At 74.0% G+C, this 15,108-nt stretch carries 18 protein-coding genes; 8 read left to right on the top strand and 10 right to left on the bottom strand.

Annotation, left to right across the window (positions count from 1 at the left end; all coding sequences use genetic code 11):
• Positions 1–40: 40 nt before the first annotated feature.
• Together O7607_RS27925 and O7607_RS27920 are read left to right on the top strand one after the other, a co-directional pair.
• Positions 41–2,821 carry a DEAD/DEAH box helicase gene (locus tag O7607_RS27925; protein ID WP_269706426.1) on the top strand — a complete coding sequence of 927 codons (2,781 nt, stop codon included), beginning with the start codon at positions 41–43 and terminating at the stop codon, positions 2,819–2,821.
• A gap of 167 nt (positions 2,822–2,988) precedes the next feature.
• Entirely contained in the window at positions 2,989–3,879 is an 891-nt protein-coding gene (locus O7607_RS27920) for an MHYT domain-containing protein (RefSeq protein ID WP_269706425.1), read from the top strand.
• Positions 3,880–3,887: 8 nt separating this feature from the next.
• Here the strand turns inward: O7607_RS27920 and O7607_RS27915 are convergent, their stop codons facing one another.
• Positions 3,888–4,811 carry a 5'-3' exonuclease gene (locus tag O7607_RS27915; protein ID WP_269706424.1) on the bottom strand — a complete coding sequence of 308 codons (924 nt, stop codon included), beginning with the start codon at positions 4,809–4,811 and terminating at the stop codon, positions 3,888–3,890.
• Between the two features lie 99 nt (positions 4,812–4,910).
• Between O7607_RS27915 and O7607_RS27910 the strand changes: the two genes are divergently transcribed.
• The 5 genes from O7607_RS27910 to O7607_RS27890 all read left to right on the top strand — a co-directional run bounded on the left by O7607_RS27910 (position 4,911) and on the right by O7607_RS27890 (position 8,519).
• A complete protein-coding gene (locus O7607_RS27910) occupies positions 4,911–5,996 on the top strand; it encodes a DUF4037 domain-containing protein (protein WP_269706423.1) in 1,086 nt (361 codons plus the stop codon).
• 128 nt (positions 5,997–6,124) lie between these two features.
• Positions 6,125–7,495, top strand: coding sequence for an extracellular catalytic domain type 1 short-chain-length polyhydroxyalkanoate depolymerase (locus O7607_RS27905; protein ID WP_269706422.1), 1,371 nt, complete (start codon positions 6,125–6,127; stop codon positions 7,493–7,495).
• A 123-nt stretch (positions 7,496–7,618) separates the two neighbouring features.
• Complete coding sequence (locus O7607_RS27900) at positions 7,619–7,741, top strand: ribosomal protein bL36 (protein ID WP_043324353.1); 123 nt, start codon at positions 7,619–7,621, stop codon at positions 7,739–7,741.
• 5 nt (positions 7,742–7,746) lie between these two features.
• Complete coding sequence (locus tag O7607_RS27895) at positions 7,747–8,400, top strand: SDR family oxidoreductase (RefSeq protein WP_269706421.1); 654 nt, start codon at positions 7,747–7,749, stop codon at positions 8,398–8,400.
• On the top strand, positions 8,322–8,519 hold the full coding sequence (locus O7607_RS27890; protein ID WP_269706420.1) for a hypothetical protein: 198 nt from the start codon (positions 8,322–8,324) through the stop codon (positions 8,517–8,519). Before O7607_RS27895 ends, O7607_RS27890 begins: the two co-directional genes overlap by 79 nt.
• On the opposite strand, the gene O7607_RS27885 is transcribed toward O7607_RS27890, so the two are convergent.
• The 4 genes from O7607_RS27885 to O7607_RS27870 form a co-directional block, all read right to left on the bottom strand.
• A complete protein-coding gene (locus O7607_RS27885) occupies positions 8,479–9,240 on the bottom strand; it encodes a glycosyltransferase family 2 protein (RefSeq protein ID WP_269706419.1) in 762 nt (253 codons plus the stop codon). The two genes, O7607_RS27890 and O7607_RS27885, sit on opposite strands and share 41 nt — an antisense overlap.
• Before the next feature lie 83 nt (positions 9,241–9,323).
• Positions 9,324–9,962 (bottom strand): YdcF family protein, encoded by a 639-nt coding sequence (locus O7607_RS27880; protein ID WP_269706418.1) that lies wholly within the window; start codon positions 9,960–9,962, stop codon positions 9,324–9,326.
• A 21-nt stretch (positions 9,963–9,983) separates the two neighbouring features.
• Positions 9,984–10,253: a DUF4873 domain-containing protein gene (locus tag O7607_RS27875; protein ID WP_269706417.1), complete on the bottom strand. Its 270-nt coding sequence runs from the start codon at positions 10,251–10,253 to the stop codon at positions 9,984–9,986.
• On the bottom strand, positions 10,250–10,966 hold the full coding sequence (locus O7607_RS27870; RefSeq protein WP_269706416.1) for a TetR/AcrR family transcriptional regulator: 717 nt from the start codon (positions 10,964–10,966) through the stop codon (positions 10,250–10,252). Before O7607_RS27870 ends, O7607_RS27875 begins: the two co-directional genes overlap by 4 nt.
• Before the next feature lie 48 nt (positions 10,967–11,014).
• Here O7607_RS27870 and O7607_RS27865 point away from each other — a divergent pair, with 48 nt between their 5' ends.
• Positions 11,015–11,905: an AurF N-oxygenase family protein gene (locus O7607_RS27865; RefSeq protein ID WP_269706415.1), complete on the top strand. Its 891-nt coding sequence runs from the start codon at positions 11,015–11,017 to the stop codon at positions 11,903–11,905.
• Positions 11,906–11,949: 44 nt separating this feature from the next.
• On the opposite strand, the gene O7607_RS27860 is transcribed toward O7607_RS27865, so the two are convergent.
• From O7607_RS27860 to O7607_RS27840, 5 genes are all read right to left on the bottom strand, one after another.
• Positions 11,950–13,401, bottom strand: coding sequence for a cellulase family glycosylhydrolase (locus O7607_RS27860; protein WP_269707093.1), 1,452 nt, complete (start codon positions 13,399–13,401; stop codon positions 11,950–11,952).
• A gap of 139 nt (positions 13,402–13,540) precedes the next feature.
• Positions 13,541–13,831: a BON domain-containing protein gene (locus O7607_RS27855; RefSeq protein ID WP_433495969.1), complete on the bottom strand. Its 291-nt coding sequence runs from the start codon at positions 13,829–13,831 to the stop codon at positions 13,541–13,543.
• Entirely contained in the window at positions 13,825–14,391 is a 567-nt protein-coding gene (locus O7607_RS27850; RefSeq protein WP_269706414.1) for an STAS domain-containing protein, read from the bottom strand. Before O7607_RS27850 ends, O7607_RS27855 begins: the two co-directional genes overlap by 7 nt.
• The gene (locus O7607_RS27845; RefSeq protein WP_269706413.1) at positions 14,388–14,702 is read right to left on the bottom strand and encodes a hypothetical protein; all 315 of its coding nucleotides are present in this window, start codon (positions 14,700–14,702) and stop codon (positions 14,388–14,390) included. Before O7607_RS27845 ends, O7607_RS27850 begins: the two co-directional genes overlap by 4 nt.
• A 9-nt stretch (positions 14,703–14,711) precedes the next feature.
• Positions 14,712–15,077 carry an STAS domain-containing protein gene (locus O7607_RS27840; RefSeq protein ID WP_269706412.1) on the bottom strand — a complete coding sequence of 122 codons (366 nt, stop codon included), beginning with the start codon at positions 15,075–15,077 and terminating at the stop codon, positions 14,712–14,714.
• Between the last annotated feature and the right edge of the window lie 31 nt (positions 15,078–15,108).

The raw sequence follows: 15,108 nt of genomic DNA, 5'->3' as shown, positions 1-15,108 counted from the left end.
TGACCGGTACTCCTCGGCGGCACCGATTAATCTTGGATCCATGTCGAGCCCCGCCGAGCGGTACGCCGCGGCGCGCCGCCGGGCCGCGCAGGCCTCCGCCTTCCCGGCCCTGGACGAATTCTCCCTGGATCTCGGGTTCGATCTCGACGACTTCCAGCGCGAGGCGTGCGAGGCGCTGGAGCGGGGCAGCGGCGTGCTGGTCTGCGCCCCCACCGGCGCCGGCAAGACCGTGGTGGGCGAGTTCGCGGTGCACCTGGCGCTGCGCGGCCGGCCCGGCGGCGACGCGCCCGCGACCCGGCGCAAGTGCTTCTACACCACGCCGATCAAGGCGCTGTCCAACCAGAAGTACCACGACCTGGTGGACCGCTACGGCGCCGCGCACGTCGGCCTGCTCACCGGCGACAACGCGATCAACGGGGACGCGCCGGTGGTGGTGATGACCACCGAGGTGCTGCGCAACATGCTCTACGCCGGCTCGGCCACCCTCGAGGGCCTGGCGTACGTGGTGATGGACGAGGTCCACTACCTGGCCGACCGGTTCCGCGGCGGGGTCTGGGAAGAGGTGATCATCCACCTGCCGGAGTCGGTCACGCTGGTGTCGCTGTCGGCCACCGTCTCCAACGCCGAGGAGTTCGCCGACTGGCTGGTCACCGTGCGCGGCGAGACCGCCGTGGTGGTCTCCGAGCACCGCCCGGTACCGCTGTGGCAGCACATGCTCGTCGGCAAGCGGATGTTCGACCTGTTCCACGACGCCGACGCCGCCCGCAAGCACGACGTGCACCCCGAGCTGCTGCGCTACACCCGCGACACGATGCGGCGCCTGGAACTGGGCGAGGGCCGCAGCGCCGGCCCCGGCGGCGGGCGGCGCGGCCCCCGCTGGCGTGGCCCGATGCGCCCGGACATCGTCGACCGGCTCGACCGGGAAGGGCTGCTCCCGGCCATCCTGTTCATCTTCAGCCGCGCCGGCTGCGACGCCGCCGTGCAGCAGTGCCTCGCCGCCGGGCTGCGCCTCACCTCCCCGGACGAACGCGCCGAGATCCGCCGGGTGGTCGAGTCGCGGGTCACCGCCATCCCCGGCGAGGACCTGTCCGTGCTCGGCTACTGGGAGTGGCTGGACGGGCTGGAGCGGGGCCTGGCCGCGCACCACGCCGGCATGCTCCCGGCGTTCAAGGAGGTCGTCGAGGAGCTGTTCGTCCGCGGGCTGGTCAAGGCCGTCTTCGCCACCGAGACGCTCGCGCTGGGCATCAACATGCCGGCCCGCTGCGTGGTGCTGGAACGCCTGGTCAAGTTCAACGGCGAGGCCCACGTCGACCTCACCCCCGGCGAGTACACCCAGCTCACCGGCCGGGCCGGCCGCCGGGGCATCGACGTGGAGGGCCACGCGGTGGTGGTCTGGTCGCCGGAGACCGACCCCCGGCACGTCGCCGGGCTCGCCTCCACGCGCACCTATCCGCTGCGCTCCAGCTTCCGGCCCTCGTACAACATGGCGGTCAACCTGGTCGGCAGCGTCGGCGCGGCGCCGGCCCGGGAACTGCTGGAGTCCTCGTTCGCGCAGTTCCAGGCCGACCGGTCGGTGGTCGGCCTGGCCCGGCAGGTGCAGCGCAACACCGAGACGATCGAGGCGTACGGCGCGGAGGCCGCCTGCCACCACGGCGACTTCGACGAGTACTTCGCGCTGCGGGTGGCGATCGCCGACCGGGAACGCGCCATCGCCCGGCAGGGCCAGACCCAGCGCAAGGCGGCGGCCGTGGCCTCGCTGGAGCGGCTGCGGGTCGGTGACGTGATCCGGGTGCCGTCCGGGCGGCGAGCCGGCCTGGCGGTGGTGCTGGACCCGGCCACCGGCGGGTTCGGCGAGCCCCGGCCGCTGGTCCTCACCCAGGACCGCTGGGCCGGGCGGGTCACCCCCGGCGACTTCACCACTCCGGCCGAGGTGCTCACCCGGATCCGGGTGCCGAAGCACTTCAACCACCGTTCGCCCGCGGCCCGGCGGGATCTGGCCGCGGCGGTCAGCGGCACCGGCCTGGACCGGCACGGCGGGCGGCGGGGCGGCCGGTCCCGTCAGGCGGCGGGGGAGGACCACCGGCTCAGCCAGCTCCGCGTCGAGCTGCGCGCGCACCCGTGCCACGCCTGCCCGGACCGGGAGGAGCACGCCCGCTGGGCGGAGCGGCGGCGCCGGCTGGAACGCGACACCGAGGAGCTGCGTCAGCGGGTGTCCGGGCGGACCGGCTCGCTGGCCCGGACCTTCGACCGGATCGTCGCACTGCTGACCGCGCGCGGCTACCTGGCCGCCGACGGCGAGGTCACCGACGCCGGGCGGATGCTGGCCCGGATCTGGACCGAGGCCGACCTGCTGGTGGCCGAGTGCCTGCGCCGCCGCGTGTGGGACGGCCTGTCCCCGGCCGAGCTGGCCGCCGCCGTGTCGGTGGTGGTCTTCGAGGCCCGGCGGGACGTCGACGAGCGGGCGTCGCTGCCGCGTGGCGCGGTCGCCGACGCGGTCGACGAGACGCTCAAGCTGTGGGGGGACATCGAGGCGGACGAGGCGGCGCGCGGCCTCGCCGTGACCAGGGAGCCGGATCTCGGCTTCGCCTGGCCGATCTACCGCTGGGCGCGCGGCGAGGCGCTGGCGAAGGTGCTGGCCAGCGGCCACCAGATCGACGGGGAGATGCCGGCGGGCGACTTCGTCCGCTGGGCGCGCCAGGTGGTCGACCTGCTCGGCCAGGTCGCCGACTCCGGTGGCGCCTCCGCCGAGCTGCGTGGCACGGCCCGCCAGGCCATCGCGGCGGTCAACCGGGGTGTGCTGGCCTACCACGCCTCGGCCTGAGGATCACTTTCGGTCACGCGCGGCCGAAAACCGACGCATCGCTGCGTCACGACGCTGCCACTGCGCGAATTCTCGGGGGGTCGATGCATGCCCTGATCAGGGCCTGCCCGATCATTGCCCCCGGGCGTGCCGTGCTTCGCGCTCGGCCGAGGTGAGGGAAGGGCGTCGTGGGCGAGATCAATCACTTCGAGTACGGGTGGATCACACCCGCGCTCAGCTACGCGTTGTCGGTGCTCGGCTCGGCGCTCGGGCTGGTCTGCGCCGGGCGGATCCGGACCGCCACCAGCGGCGGGCAGCGTGCCTGGTGGGGCCTGCTCGCGGCATGGGCGCTGGGCGGCACCGCCATCTGGGCCATGCACTTCATGGCGATGCTCGGGTTCGCCGTCAGCGGCACCCGTATCCGGTACGACGTGCCGCTGACGGCCGCCAGCACGGTGATCGCGGTGGTGTCGGTCGGCATCGGGCTGTGGATCGTGGGCACCGGCCGGCTCGCCGCGCCCCGGCTGCTGGCCGGCGGGTTCTTCACCGGCGCCGGGGTGGCCGCCATGCACTACACCGGCATGGCCGCGATGCGCCTGGACGGCTCGTTCGGCTACGACCCGCTGCGGGTGACGCTCTCCGTGGTCATCGCGATCGTGGCCGCCACCGTGGCGCTCTGGCTGGCGATGACCGTCCGGCGGGTGCTCGCCATCGCCGCTTCCGCGCTGGTCATGGGCATCGCGGTGAACGGCATGCACTTCACCGGCATGAGCGCGCTGTCGGTGCACCTGCACGAGAGCCGCGGGCCGGCCTCCGGCACCGAGGTGAGCGGACTGCTGGTGCCGATCGTGCTCGCCGTGGTCTTCGGCGTGGTCGGGCTGGTCTACGCGCTGCTCGCCGCGCCGTCGGACGACGACCGCGCCGGGGCCGCGTACATCAGTTCGAGGCTCGACGACGGACCGTCCACGGCTGCCCCCGCCGAGCCGGCGCCGGACCCGGTCGGCCTGCGGGCCCGCTCGACGCTGGCGCAGCCCGGCGCTCAGTTCCCGTCGCGCCGGAGCACCGACCGCCGACCGTGATCAACTGATCACGATCGGTCGCCCGCGAGGGCGTCGACCAGACGGCGGCACGAGCCGGCCAGGTTCCAGCGCTGCGCCAGCTCCAGCAGCCGGTCCGGATTTCTCGGCGCCGTCGGCAGTGTCGGGTCCAGCTCGGGCAGCGGCACGTCGGTGGCGACCCGGACCACCTTCGGCGCCACCGCCAGGTAGTCGCGGGCGGCGTCGAGCTTGGCCCGCAGCCCCGGCGCGAATCCGGAGCGCGGGTCGTCGAGCGCGGCCAGGATGCCGTCGAGGCCGCCGTAGCGGTCGATCAGCCGGGCGGCGGTCTTCTCGCCGACCCCGGCGACGCCGGGCAGGCCGTCGCTGGGGTCGCCGCGCAGCGCCGCGAAGTCGGCGTACCGGTCGGCGGGCACGCCGTAACGGGTGCGGACCGCCGCGTCGTCGCAGTCGTCCAGCTTGGCCACGCCCCGGCCGACGTAGAGCAGGCGCACCGGGTGCGCGTCGTCGACGAGCTGAAACAGGTCGCGGTCGCCGGAGACCACCTCGACCGGGCCCGGCTGGGTCACCGAGAGCGTGCCGAGCACGTCGTCGGCCTCGTAGCCGGTGGCGCCCACGGCGGGGATGCCGAGCGCATCCAGCACCTCGAGGATCATCGGCACCTGCGGGGACAACGTGTCCGGCACGACCTCGCCGCCCTCGGGCGCGACCCGGTGCGCCTTGTACGACGGCAGCAGCTCGACCCGCCACGCCGGCCGCCAGTCGTGGTCGAGCGCGCAGATCATGCGGTCGGGCCGGCGGGTGCGCACGAGCTGGGCGAGCATGTCGAGGAAGCCGCGTACGGCGTTCACCGGCTGGCCGTTGTCGGTCTTCGCGGCCGACTCGGGGATGCCGAAGTAGGCGCGGAAGTAGAGGCTGGGGGAGTCGATCAGGAGGATCGGCTGTCGGTGTGCCACGGCGACAAGCCTTCCACAGCCCTGTGACGAGATGGGGGAGGCGACCGCCGGGCCGGAAACCCGGGCGCGCGCGGGGCGCGGCATGAGCAGACTGGCGGGGTGAGCTTCGTACCCGGCCTGACCCTGGCCCGCCGGTTCCACGACGAGGTGGTGGGTCCGCTGCTGGCGCGGCGGCTGCCCGGCCTGCCGTACTCCGCCGGTCTGCTCGACGGCGGCTCCGAGCTGCTCGGCCTCGACACGCCCCGCTCCACCGACCACGACTGGGGTCCGCGTACCCAGGTCTTCGTGGGCAGGACGCACGACGTGGCGCCGGTACGGGCGGTGCTGGACGCGGAGTTGCCGGCGCGGTTCCTCGGCTGGCCGACCCGGTACGCCGGCGGGCCGGAGGCGCGGCTCGGCACGGTGCACGCCGACGGCGACCGGCACGGCGTGACGGTGGACGAACTCGGCGGCTGGCTGCGCGACCGGCTCGGCACCGATCCGCGCGCCGGGATGTCGGTGGCGGACTGGCTGGCGACGCCGACGCAGCGCCTGGCCGAGCTGACCGGGGGAGCGGTGTTCCACGACGGGCTCGACGGCGCGCTCACCGGTGTCCGCGCCCGGCTCGCGTGGTATCCGGACGACGTGTGGCGGCACGTGCTGGCCTCCGGGTGGCAGCGGGTCGCCCAGGCCGAGCACCTGGCCGGCCGCTGCGCCGAGGTCGGCGACGACCTGGGCAGCCGGGTCGTGGTCGCCGGGCTGGCCCGGGACCTGATGCGCCTCGGTCTACTGCTGCACCGGCGCTGGCCCCCGTACGCGAAATGGCTCGGCACGGTGTTCGCGACGCTGCCGGACGCGGCGCCGGTGGCAGACGGGCTCGGCGCCGCGCTCGGCCCGGGTGACTGGGCGGCCCGGCAGCCCGGCCTGGTCCGGGCGCTGGAGACGGTGGCCGGCTGGACGAACGACGCCGCGCTGGCGCCGCCGGTGGACCCGGCGGCGCGGCCGTTCCACGACCGGCCGTTCCTCGTGCTGCACGCCTGCCGGTTCGTCGAGGCGCTGCGGGCCGCGATCAGCGACCCGGAGTTGCGCGAGCGTCCGCCGGTGGGCGCGGTGGACCAGTACGTGGACAGCGTGGACGTGCTCACCCACCCCGACCGCGCCCGCCGGGTGACCGCGGCGGTTGTCGGCCCGCCGGGCGGGGCCTAGACTCCGATTCGAGTCGCATCGATCCGCGACTGTCTATCTCGTCTCCGAGGGTCCGGGCCGCCCGTCGCAGGCGCCTCGCCGGCGAGAACGCCGCGTCGCGCGGCGTTCCCACCACCGAGGAGAACAGCATGCTGTCCAGAAAGAGCAGACTCCGGCTGCTCGGCGCGGCGCTGGCCGCTGCCGGGCTCGCCGTGGCGGCGGCGCTCGCCGTCCCCGGTCCGGCCTCGGCCGCCGCGCTGACCGAGGTGACGAACTTCGGCACCAACCCGAGCAACCTGCGCATGTACCTGTACGTCCCGGACACCGTGGCGGCCCGTCCCGGGCTGCTCGTGGTGAACCACTACTGCACCGGCAGCGGCCCGGCCATGTACTCGGGCACCCAGTTCGCGGCGCTCGCCGACCGGTACGGCTACATCGTGATCTACCCGTCGGTGACCCGCAGCAGCAAGTGCTTCGACGTCTCCTCGCCCCAGGCGCTGCGTCGGGACGGCGGCAGCGACCCGGTGGGCGTCAAGTCGATGGTGGACTACGTACGCCAGCGCTACCCGGTCGACTCGCAGCGAATCTTCACCACCGGCACCTCGTCCGGGGCGATGATGACGAACGTCCTGCTCGGCGACTACCCGGACGTGTTCCGCGCCGGCGCCGCCTTCGCCGGTGTGCCGTTCGGCTGTTTCGCCACCACGAACGGCTCGGAGTGGAACAGCGAGTGCGCCAACGGTCAGGTGCTGAAGACCCCGCAGCAGTGGGGTGACCTGGTGCGCAACGCCTACCCCGGCTACACCGGTCCGCGCCCGCGGATGCAGATCTGGCACGGCACCAACGACGAGACGCTGCGCTACCCGAACTTCGGCGAGCAGATCGACCAGTGGACGAACGTCAACGGGTTGAGCCAGACGCCCGACTACACGGACAGTCCGCAGCCCGGCTACACCCGTACCCGCTACGGCGGCACCGGCGGCACCGCGACCGTCGAGGCGATCAGCATGCAGGGCGTCACGCACAACCTGCCGGTGGACGCGGCGCAGGTCATCCGCTTCTTCGGCCTGGACTTCAGTTCGCCGCCGCCCACCACGGCCGTCCCCACCACGCCTGCGCCGACGACGCCTGCGCCGACGACGCCTCCGCCCACCACTCCGCCTCCGCCCACCACGACGCCGCCGACCACGCCGCCGGCGTCGGGCGCCTGCCGGGTCGGGTACGTGGTGAACGCCTGGAACAACGGCCTGACCACCGCGGTGACGATCACCAACACGTCCACCACGGCGATCAACGGCTGGAACCTCGCGTTCACGTTGCCGGGCGGCCAGACGATCACCGGCGGCTGGAACGCCACGTACAGCCCGTCCAGCGGCGCGGTGACCGCCCGCAACGTGTCCTACAACGCGTCGATCCCGCCGGGCGGCTCGGTGGACATCGGCTTCCAGGCCACCCACACCGGCAACACCGGCCGGCCCGCCTCGTTCACGCTGAACGGGAGCACCTGCACGACCGCCTGATCCGCCCGTACGACGAGGTGGTGGCGTCCCGCCACGGCGACGCCACCACCCCGCTCGGGCATGAGCGCCGCGCCGGCGGGTACCCGTGCCGGACGGACACCGGCGGGAACCGAAGGAGCGGATATGAAGGTCCGAAGCTCCCTGCGCGCGCTCAAGCGCAAGGCCGACTCGATCGTGGTCCGGCGCCGGGGCAAGCTGTTCGTCCTCAACAAGTCCGACCGGCGGCAGAAGGCCCGGCAGGGCTGAGCTCGATGGCCGACATCCTGATCACCGGGGCCGGCAGCGGGCTCGGCCGGGGCACCGCGCTCGGGCTGGCCCGCGACGGCCACCACGTGATCGCCGCCGCGCAGGTCTGGCCCCAGGTCCGCGAACTGCGCGCCGAGGCGCAGCGGGCCGGCGTCACCCTGGACGCGATCAAGCTGGACGTCACCGACCCGGCCGACCGGGCCGCCGCGGCCCGGCACCGGGTGGACATCCTGGTGCTCAACGCCGGCGTGCAGGAGGCCGGCGCGGTGGTGGAGATCCCGATGGAGCGGGTCCGCCGGTCGTTCGAGGTGAACGTGTTCGGCCACCTGCACCTGGCGCAGGACCTGGTGCCGCCGATGCTGGCCCGGGGCGCGGGAAAGGTGGTCTGGGTGTCCTCGGCGGTGGGCGTACGGACCCGTCCCTTCATCGGCGTCTACGCCGCCACCAAACACGCGATCGAGGCGCTGGCCTGGGCCATGAAGGGCGAGCTGGAACCGCGCGGGGTACGCGTCGCGGTGATCAGCCCGGGCCCGTACCGGACCGGGTACAACGACACCGGCGTGGAGACCATGTCCCAGTGGTGGACGAGTCCGGAGCCCTGCTGCCCCGTCCCGACTTCGGCGACTACCTCGGCCACCAGCGCGATCCGCAGGAGATGATCGACGAGATGGTCCGGGTGGTCCCGGCCGGGGAGCACCCGTACCGCACCACGTATCCGCCGTCGCTGCGCGAGCAGCTCAGGCAGTTCGAGACGCAGGTGTGGGACGCGACGTCGTGACGGCGGTGGCCGGGGGGCCGTCCACCTCGGAGCGCCCGGTCACACGCGCGAGCGCGGAGGCGGCGAGCGGCCGGTAGATCCGTACCGAGTCGGCGAGCACGGAGAAGTGCGACCCCGAGTTGTCGCCGTGGTAGCGGGTGGCGATGTCCACCTGTTCGACCGGCAGCCCGGCGCGCACCACCCGCAGCAGCACGTTCATCTCGTACTCGAAGCGGTCACCGGGGATCGTGGTGAGCCAGCCGAGCAGGGCGGCCGGGTGGGCGCGCAGCCCGGTCTGGGTGTCCCGCACGTCCCGGCCGGTCGCCAGCCGGAACGCCACCCGGGTCGCCGCGTTGCCGAACCGGCTGCGCGCCGGGACCTCGCCGTCGAACTCGCGTACGCCCAGCGTCGTCGCGCCGGTGGCGCGCGTCCGCTCGGCCACCGCGCACACGTCGGGCACGCCGTGCTGGCCGTCGGCGTCCACACAGACCACGTCACGCCCGGGGAGGTGCGTCGAGGCGTACCGGAAGCCGGTGCGCAGCACCACGCCCTTGCCCCGGTTGACCCGGCGGCGCAGCACCGTCGCGCCCTGGTCGCGGGCCGCGCGCAGCACCCCGTCGGCGGCCGGGCCGCTGCCGTCGTCGACGACGAGCACCCCGGCGCCGGGCAGCGCCGCCCGCAGGTCGCCGACCAGCGGCGGCAGCCGGTCACCGGGCCGGTACACCGGCACGAGCACGATCACGGAACCTCCCGGGTGGACTCGCCCGCCGGCACGGCCCGCCGGGTCGATCGAGGACGCTCGTACCCCCGGCGCGCGGTGGTGAATCACCGCCGGGGCGTGAGGCGTCCGATCCGGTCGGCGGCGCGGGTCAGCGCCCGCTCGCGGCGCAGCGACGCCTCCGGGGTACGCACACCGAGGAGGCCGATCCGGCTCAGTGCCCGGGCGGCCCGCTCCCGCCGGACGGGCACCGGGTCGGGGGCGGTCACCGGCACGTCGGTCAGCGCCGGGCCGGACAGGCCGAGCACGCGTGCGGCCAGCATCCGGACGCGGGGCAGGTGCCACGGGTGGGAGACCAGCCCGAGCGGGTGCCGCGCGGTGAACTCCGCCGCGCCCAGCAGCCCGTCCTGGACGGTGTGCGCCAGGTTCTGCAGTGTGGTGCGGGAGCGGGTCTCGGCCGCCGACCGGGCGTACGCGTCGAGGCCGGCCTCGCGCGCCAGCGCCCGCATCAGCTCCGCCTCCCGGTATCCGGCGGGCGGGCCGGGCGCGCCGGCCCGGCTGTGCGGCCAGCCGCCGGTGAACACGACGCGGGCGTCCGGCGCGCGGCGGAACGCCTCGGCGTGCGCGCGGACGTAGGCCACCGCGGCCTCGGTGCGCGCGACGCTCTCCGCGGTGAGCCGGTAGCCGTCGTCGCCGGCCACCACCCCGCGGCCGAAGACCAGCAGCACGGTGGCGGGAGGCGTCATCCCTTCACGGTACGGCCCGGATCACTCGTCGTCCGGCGGCCAGGGTGGCGTGCCGACGCCGGTGATGCGGACACCGCCCCACGGGTCCACCTCGGCCAGCCGGGCCCTGGTGACCCGCTCGCCGATCCGGACCTCCACGTCCCGGCGGCCGGAGCGCAGCAGCCGCACCAGGCGCGGCTCCGGCTCGACCCGCCCGGCCCAGTGGTAGCGGCCGTCGACCGGCTCGAACCGGCCGCCGCCGTGCAGCCGTACCGTGGTGCCGGCGACCTGGGCCGTGCCCTCCCAGGTCACCTGTCGATCCGTTCGTGCGCGCGGGTCAGCTCCGGTGGCAGGTCCGCGCCCCGGCGGACCCCCTCGATGCCGCTCCACAGCAGCGTGGTCAGGTATTCGGTGAGCGCGGCCCGGTGGATCGGCTGCCCGTGCGTGGTCCACCAGTCGCCGACCGCCTGGACGAACCCGACCAGCCCGTACGCCCACGGCTCGGCCGGGCCGGCGTCGAGTCCGAGCGCGCGCAGCCGGTCGCCGATGACCCGGGCCAGCCCGGTCGCCACCTGCCGGCTGGTGCCGGTGACCACCTGCTGGATGCCGGGATGCCCGGACTCGTGCACGAGGAACCGGTAGAGCGACGGCTCGTACTCGACCACGCTCAGGTACGCGTCGATCGTCGCCTCGACCAGCGCGCGCTCCTCGCGTACCTGCTCCACGGCGGGCGCGATGGCGGCCACCACGCGCGCCGCGACCATCTCGCTGACCGCCAGCCAGAGCTGTGCCTTGTCGGCAAAGTAGCGGTAGAGCACCGGCTTGCTGACCCCGGCGGTGGCGGCGACCTGGTCCATGTCGACGCTCGGGCCGTGCCGCAGCAGTGCCTGGACGGCGGCGGCGATCAGTTCCTGCCGCCGCTGCTCGCGGTGGTCGGCCCAGCGGTCGCGCCGCCCGCCGGGGCGGGGTGCGGCCGGCTCCCCGGGGGAGTCGGGGCCATTGACATCGGTGGTGGTGCGTCGCATGCTACCACTCGTAACAGTTACTCGAAGTTACGTCAATATGGAGGGGTCATGGCCGGATTCCCGCGCGAGGCGGTCGCCGACCGCCTGCTCTCCGCCTCGGTGCGCACCAGCTACGACCCGATGGTCGACATCGACTGGTCGGCGCCACCGGTGCCCGGCGCGTACTGGCTGCCGCCGTCGCGCAGCAGCCTCTACGGCACTCCACTGTGGGACGGGCTGACCGAGGAGCAGCGGGTCGAGCTGACCAAGCACGAGGTCGCCAGCGCGGCCAGCGCCGGGATCTGGTTCGAGACGATCCTCATGCAGATGCTGATCCGGCAGTACTACGACGCGGACCCGACCAGCCGGCACGCCCAGTACGCGCTCACCGAGGTCGCCGACGAGTGCCGGCACTCCATCATGTTCGGGCGGCTCATCGAGGCCGCGGGCGCCCCGGTCTACCGCGCCGAGCCGTTCGACCACCTGCTCGGGCGCTGGCTCAAGTCCACCGCGACCGGCCCGCAGATGTACGCGGCCATCCTGATCGCGGAGGAGATCCTCGACTCGTTCCAGCGCGAGATCATGGCCGACGAGTCGTTGCAGCCCCTGATCCGGATGGTGTCGCGCATCCATGTGGTGGAGGAGGCGCGGCACGTGCGCTTCGCCCGCGACGAGCTGACCCGGCAGGTCGAGGCCGCCGGACCGGTGGCGCTCGCGTACGCGCGGCTGGTGATCGGCCGGGCCGCGTACTCGATCACGCGGCGCCTGGTGCACCCGCGGGCGTACGCGGCGGTGGGGATCGACCCGGCGGCCGGCCGCGCCGCGGCGCGCGCGAATCCGCACTGGCGGGCCACGCTGCGCTGGTCCGCGCAGCGGATCGCCGACCACCTGACCGACCTGGGCCTCGTCGCCGGTCCGGGCCGGGCGCTGTGGCGCCGGGCCGGCCTGGTGGAGGGCTGACCGGCGGCGACCCGAAGGGGAAAGGATCGCCGCCGGCCGCCCGGTCAGGAGGTGGGGAAGTTGTCGGCGGTGCGGATCCGGTCGCGCATGTACGCGCCGGACTCGGTGAGCACCGACGTGCCGCTGAACGAGCCGGACGCGCAGGTGCCCGGCCGGAGCGCCGCCGAGCCCTCGGGAGCGTCGGAGAACGTCCAGTTGGCGTAGCTGATCTTCAGCCGGTCGAGCAGGTCGAGCCAGGCGTTGCTGCTGGCGGTGTCGACGGCGCCGTCACCGGTGTAGGTGACGGTGCCGAACTCGGTGACGAACAGCGGGAGCCGGCTCGCCGCGCGCTGCACCTCGTTGCGGTAGTTGTCCTGGTGCGACGCGGCGTAGAAGTGGAACGTGTACATGATGTTCTGCGCCCGCACCGGGTTGTTCACGATCTCGTCGGAGTTGCTGCCGTCGGAGACGCCCAGCGAGGACCAGCCGCGGGTGCCGACGATGATCACCGCGTCCGGGTCGTTGGCCCGGATCACCGGGATGACCTGCTCGGCGTAGGTGCGGATGGTCGACCAGCTCACTCCGTTGGGCTCGTTGGTGATCTCGTAGATCACGTTCTTCTTCGCGGCGTTGCGCGCCGACACGTTGGCGAAGAACGTCTTGGCCCGGTCCAGGTTGTACATCGGGTCGCCGGGGGTGAGCGTGTGGAAGTCGATCAGGGCGTACATGCCCCGGGCCTCGGCCTTGTCCACGAGCGTGTTCACCTGGGCGGTGAATCCGGCCGGGTTGGTCTCGTAGCCCTGCTCCTGCACGTACATCGACACGCGAAGCAGGTCGGAGCGCCACTCGTTCGCCAGCACGTCCAGTGAGGCGTCGGTGTAGCAGTTGGCGAACCACTGCAACCCGTGCGTGCTCATGCCGCGCAGCTGGATCGGCCGTCCGTACTGGTTGCAGAGGTTGACGCCGCACACCTGGAGCTGGCCGTTGATGGCGACCGGCGTGGTGCCGGTCGGCGGCGGGGTGGTGGGGGGCGGGGTGGTCGGCGGGGGAGTGGTCGGTGGCGGCGTGGTCGCGGGCGGCGGGGTGCTCGTGCCGCCGGTGCAGGCCGTTCCGTTGAGCGTGAACGACGTGGGGTTCGGGTTCGCGCCGGTCCACGAGCCGTTGAAGCCGACGGTCGTGCTCGCGCCGGTGCCGAGCGCGCCGTTGTAGTCCAGGCTGCGCGCGGTGACCGCCGAGCCGCTCTGCTGCCAGGTGGCCGACCAGCCCTGCACGACGCGCTGGCCACCGTCGGGGAAGGTGAAGCCGAGCGTCCAGTTGCTCACCGGGTCACCGAGGTTGCGCACCACCACGCTCGCGGTGAAGCCGCCGGGCCAGGAGTTGGTGGTGTAGGTGACGGCGCAGCCGGTCGCCGCCATCGCGTTCGGCGACGGCAGGACGGCCGCCGCCGCGAGGGCGAGCGCGCCGACCGCGCCGCCGACGAGCAGGTGCCGCCGGGACGGGCGGGGAATCGAGAACATGCGGGAAGGTCCCATCGCTTGATGGTGATCGGACGGGTGCCCGTCGTGAACCTGCCCGGTGAGCCCGACGCGGCGGCCTGGGGGAGCGCTCCCACGGCCGAGCGTAGAGGTGGACGCCGATGCGTGCAACAGTCGCGGCTCAGCGGCCGCCGCGCCGCCCGCCGTAGAGCCGCAGCGCGTTGCACACGTCGAACACGCCCGGTACGTCCCAGGCCAGCTCGGCGGCGACCAGCCGCGTCTGCGGGTCGGCCACCAGGCCGGCCAGGATGACCACCCGGTTCTGCACGGTCACGGTGATCTGCTGCCGCCGGGTGGTCCAGTCGGCGCTGAGCCGCTGCGCGACAAGCGACGCGAGCCGGGTGTCGGCGTCGTCGGGCTCCGGCCCGCCGCCGGTGAAGGGGAACTCGGGGTACGGCCAGGGCATCACCACGGGGAGGTCTCCTTCTGTTCGGTCAGGACCGGTCGCCGGGACGCGGGCCCCGGCGCCGGGGCGCGGCCGTCGACGACGGTGAAGACGCCGTCGAGCCGCATGGTGTGCAGCACGGTGAGCACGAACCGAGACGGCGACACCAGGCCCAGCCGCCGGCCGTCGCGCCGGGCGTCCTGGTGCGCGCGCACCAGCAGGCTGAGCCCGGCGGAGTCGATCACCTCGAGCCCGGACAGGTCGACCAGCTCCATCCCGTCGCGCAGGGAGCGCTCGGCGAGGGCCCGGCGTACCGCCGCGGACGGGTCCACGTCGTGCGCGGCCGGGGTGCCCGCCACCTGTTCCAGGTCGTCCAGGCCCAGGCCGTCCTCGGCGATGGCCGCCCGGGTGCTGCAGCGGGGGCAGTGGTGCGGGCCGGACGCGAACGGGGAACCGACCCAGTCGTGCTCGAACACCAGCGTCCACACCACCTCGGCGTCGGGAAGCGTGGCGCCGGTACCGGTGACGCTGTCGCCGCAGCCGTCACAGATGAGCATCATCAGGTGCTCCGCTGGTACGACAGTCACACCTCCTCCTTCCGCCGGCCGCCCGGCGCGGGCGGCGTCTGACCCTCCGCCTCCGGCCGGCCCGCGGCGACCACCGCCAGCACGACCGCCACGGCGGCGAAACCGGACTGCACCACCAGCGGCAGCACCGGCGATCCGTCGGTGCGCCGGTCCACCAGCCCGACCACGATCGCGCCCAGCAGCGCGGCCGCCACACCGAGCGCGAGTGTCAGCCAGACCGGGACAGCCTTGCGCCCCGGCAGGACGAGCCGTCCCAGCCCGCCGACTGCCAGGCCCACCACGAGCGCTCCGACGAGCGTGCTGCCGGTCACCACTCCTCCTCAGCGTGATTCGGACGCGACCCGGGCCCGGCCGCGCGCGGCCGGACGGGGCGTGTCGACGACGGGTACGGCGCCCAGCCCGGAGGTCTCCAGGATCCGCCGGATGCGCGGGTGCGGATTGCTCAGCGTGAGCACGCCGCCCTGCCGCGCGAGCCGTCGGTGCACGTCCAGCAGCAGCGCGACGGCGGCGGCGTCCACATGCCGGCACGCGGCGAGGTCGATCGTCAGCTCGCGGGGCCGCAGCGCGAGGATGCGGTCCAGCACGTGGGCGACCTCGGGCAGCCCGGCGAGGTCCAGCTCGTCGGTGATGTCCACGCGCACGTGCGGCACGGCGGACTCCGGCGGGGACGGCAGGGTTGCGGGCATCGGGTCGCTTCCGTGGTGGGACGAGGTCAGA

The organism is Micromonospora sp. WMMA1949 (assembly GCF_027460145.1).
Classification (GTDB): domain Bacteria; phylum Actinomycetota; class Actinomycetes; order Mycobacteriales; family Micromonosporaceae; genus Micromonospora.
Note: the sequence above shows the minus strand (reverse complement) of the source record. Positions and strands in the feature narration are given on the sequence as shown.

What these genes read in the sequence shown, in the direction of transcription:
- O7607_RS27900 (WP_043324353.1), top strand. Translation starts at nt 7,619, where the DNA reads ATGAAGGTCCGAAGCTCCCTGCGCGCGCTCAAGCGCAAGGCCGACTCG.
- O7607_RS27895 (WP_269706421.1), top strand. Translation starts at nt 7,747, where the DNA reads ATGGCCGACATCCTGATCACCGGGGCCGGCAGCGGGCTCGGCCGGGGC.
- O7607_RS27840 (WP_269706412.1), bottom strand. Translation starts at nt 15,077, where the DNA reads ATGCCCGCAACCCTGCCGTCCCCGCCGGAGTCCGCCGTGCCGCACGTG.
- O7607_RS27860 (WP_269707093.1), bottom strand. Translation starts at nt 13,401, where the DNA reads ATGTTCTCGATTCCCCGCCCGTCCCGGCGGCACCTGCTCGTCGGCGGC.
- O7607_RS27870 (WP_269706416.1), bottom strand. Translation starts at nt 10,966, where the DNA reads ATGCGACGCACCACCACCGATGTCAATGGCCCCGACTCCCCCGGGGAG.
- O7607_RS27880 (WP_269706418.1), bottom strand. Translation starts at nt 9,962, where the DNA reads ATGACGCCTCCCGCCACCGTGCTGCTGGTCTTCGGCCGCGGGGTGGTG.
- O7607_RS27865 (WP_269706415.1), top strand. Translation starts at nt 11,015, where the DNA reads ATGGCCGGATTCCCGCGCGAGGCGGTCGCCGACCGCCTGCTCTCCGCC.
- O7607_RS27925 (WP_269706426.1), top strand. Translation starts at nt 41, where the DNA reads ATGTCGAGCCCCGCCGAGCGGTACGCCGCGGCGCGCCGCCGGGCCGCG.
- O7607_RS27905 (WP_269706422.1), top strand. Translation starts at nt 6,125, where the DNA reads ATGCTGTCCAGAAAGAGCAGACTCCGGCTGCTCGGCGCGGCGCTGGCC.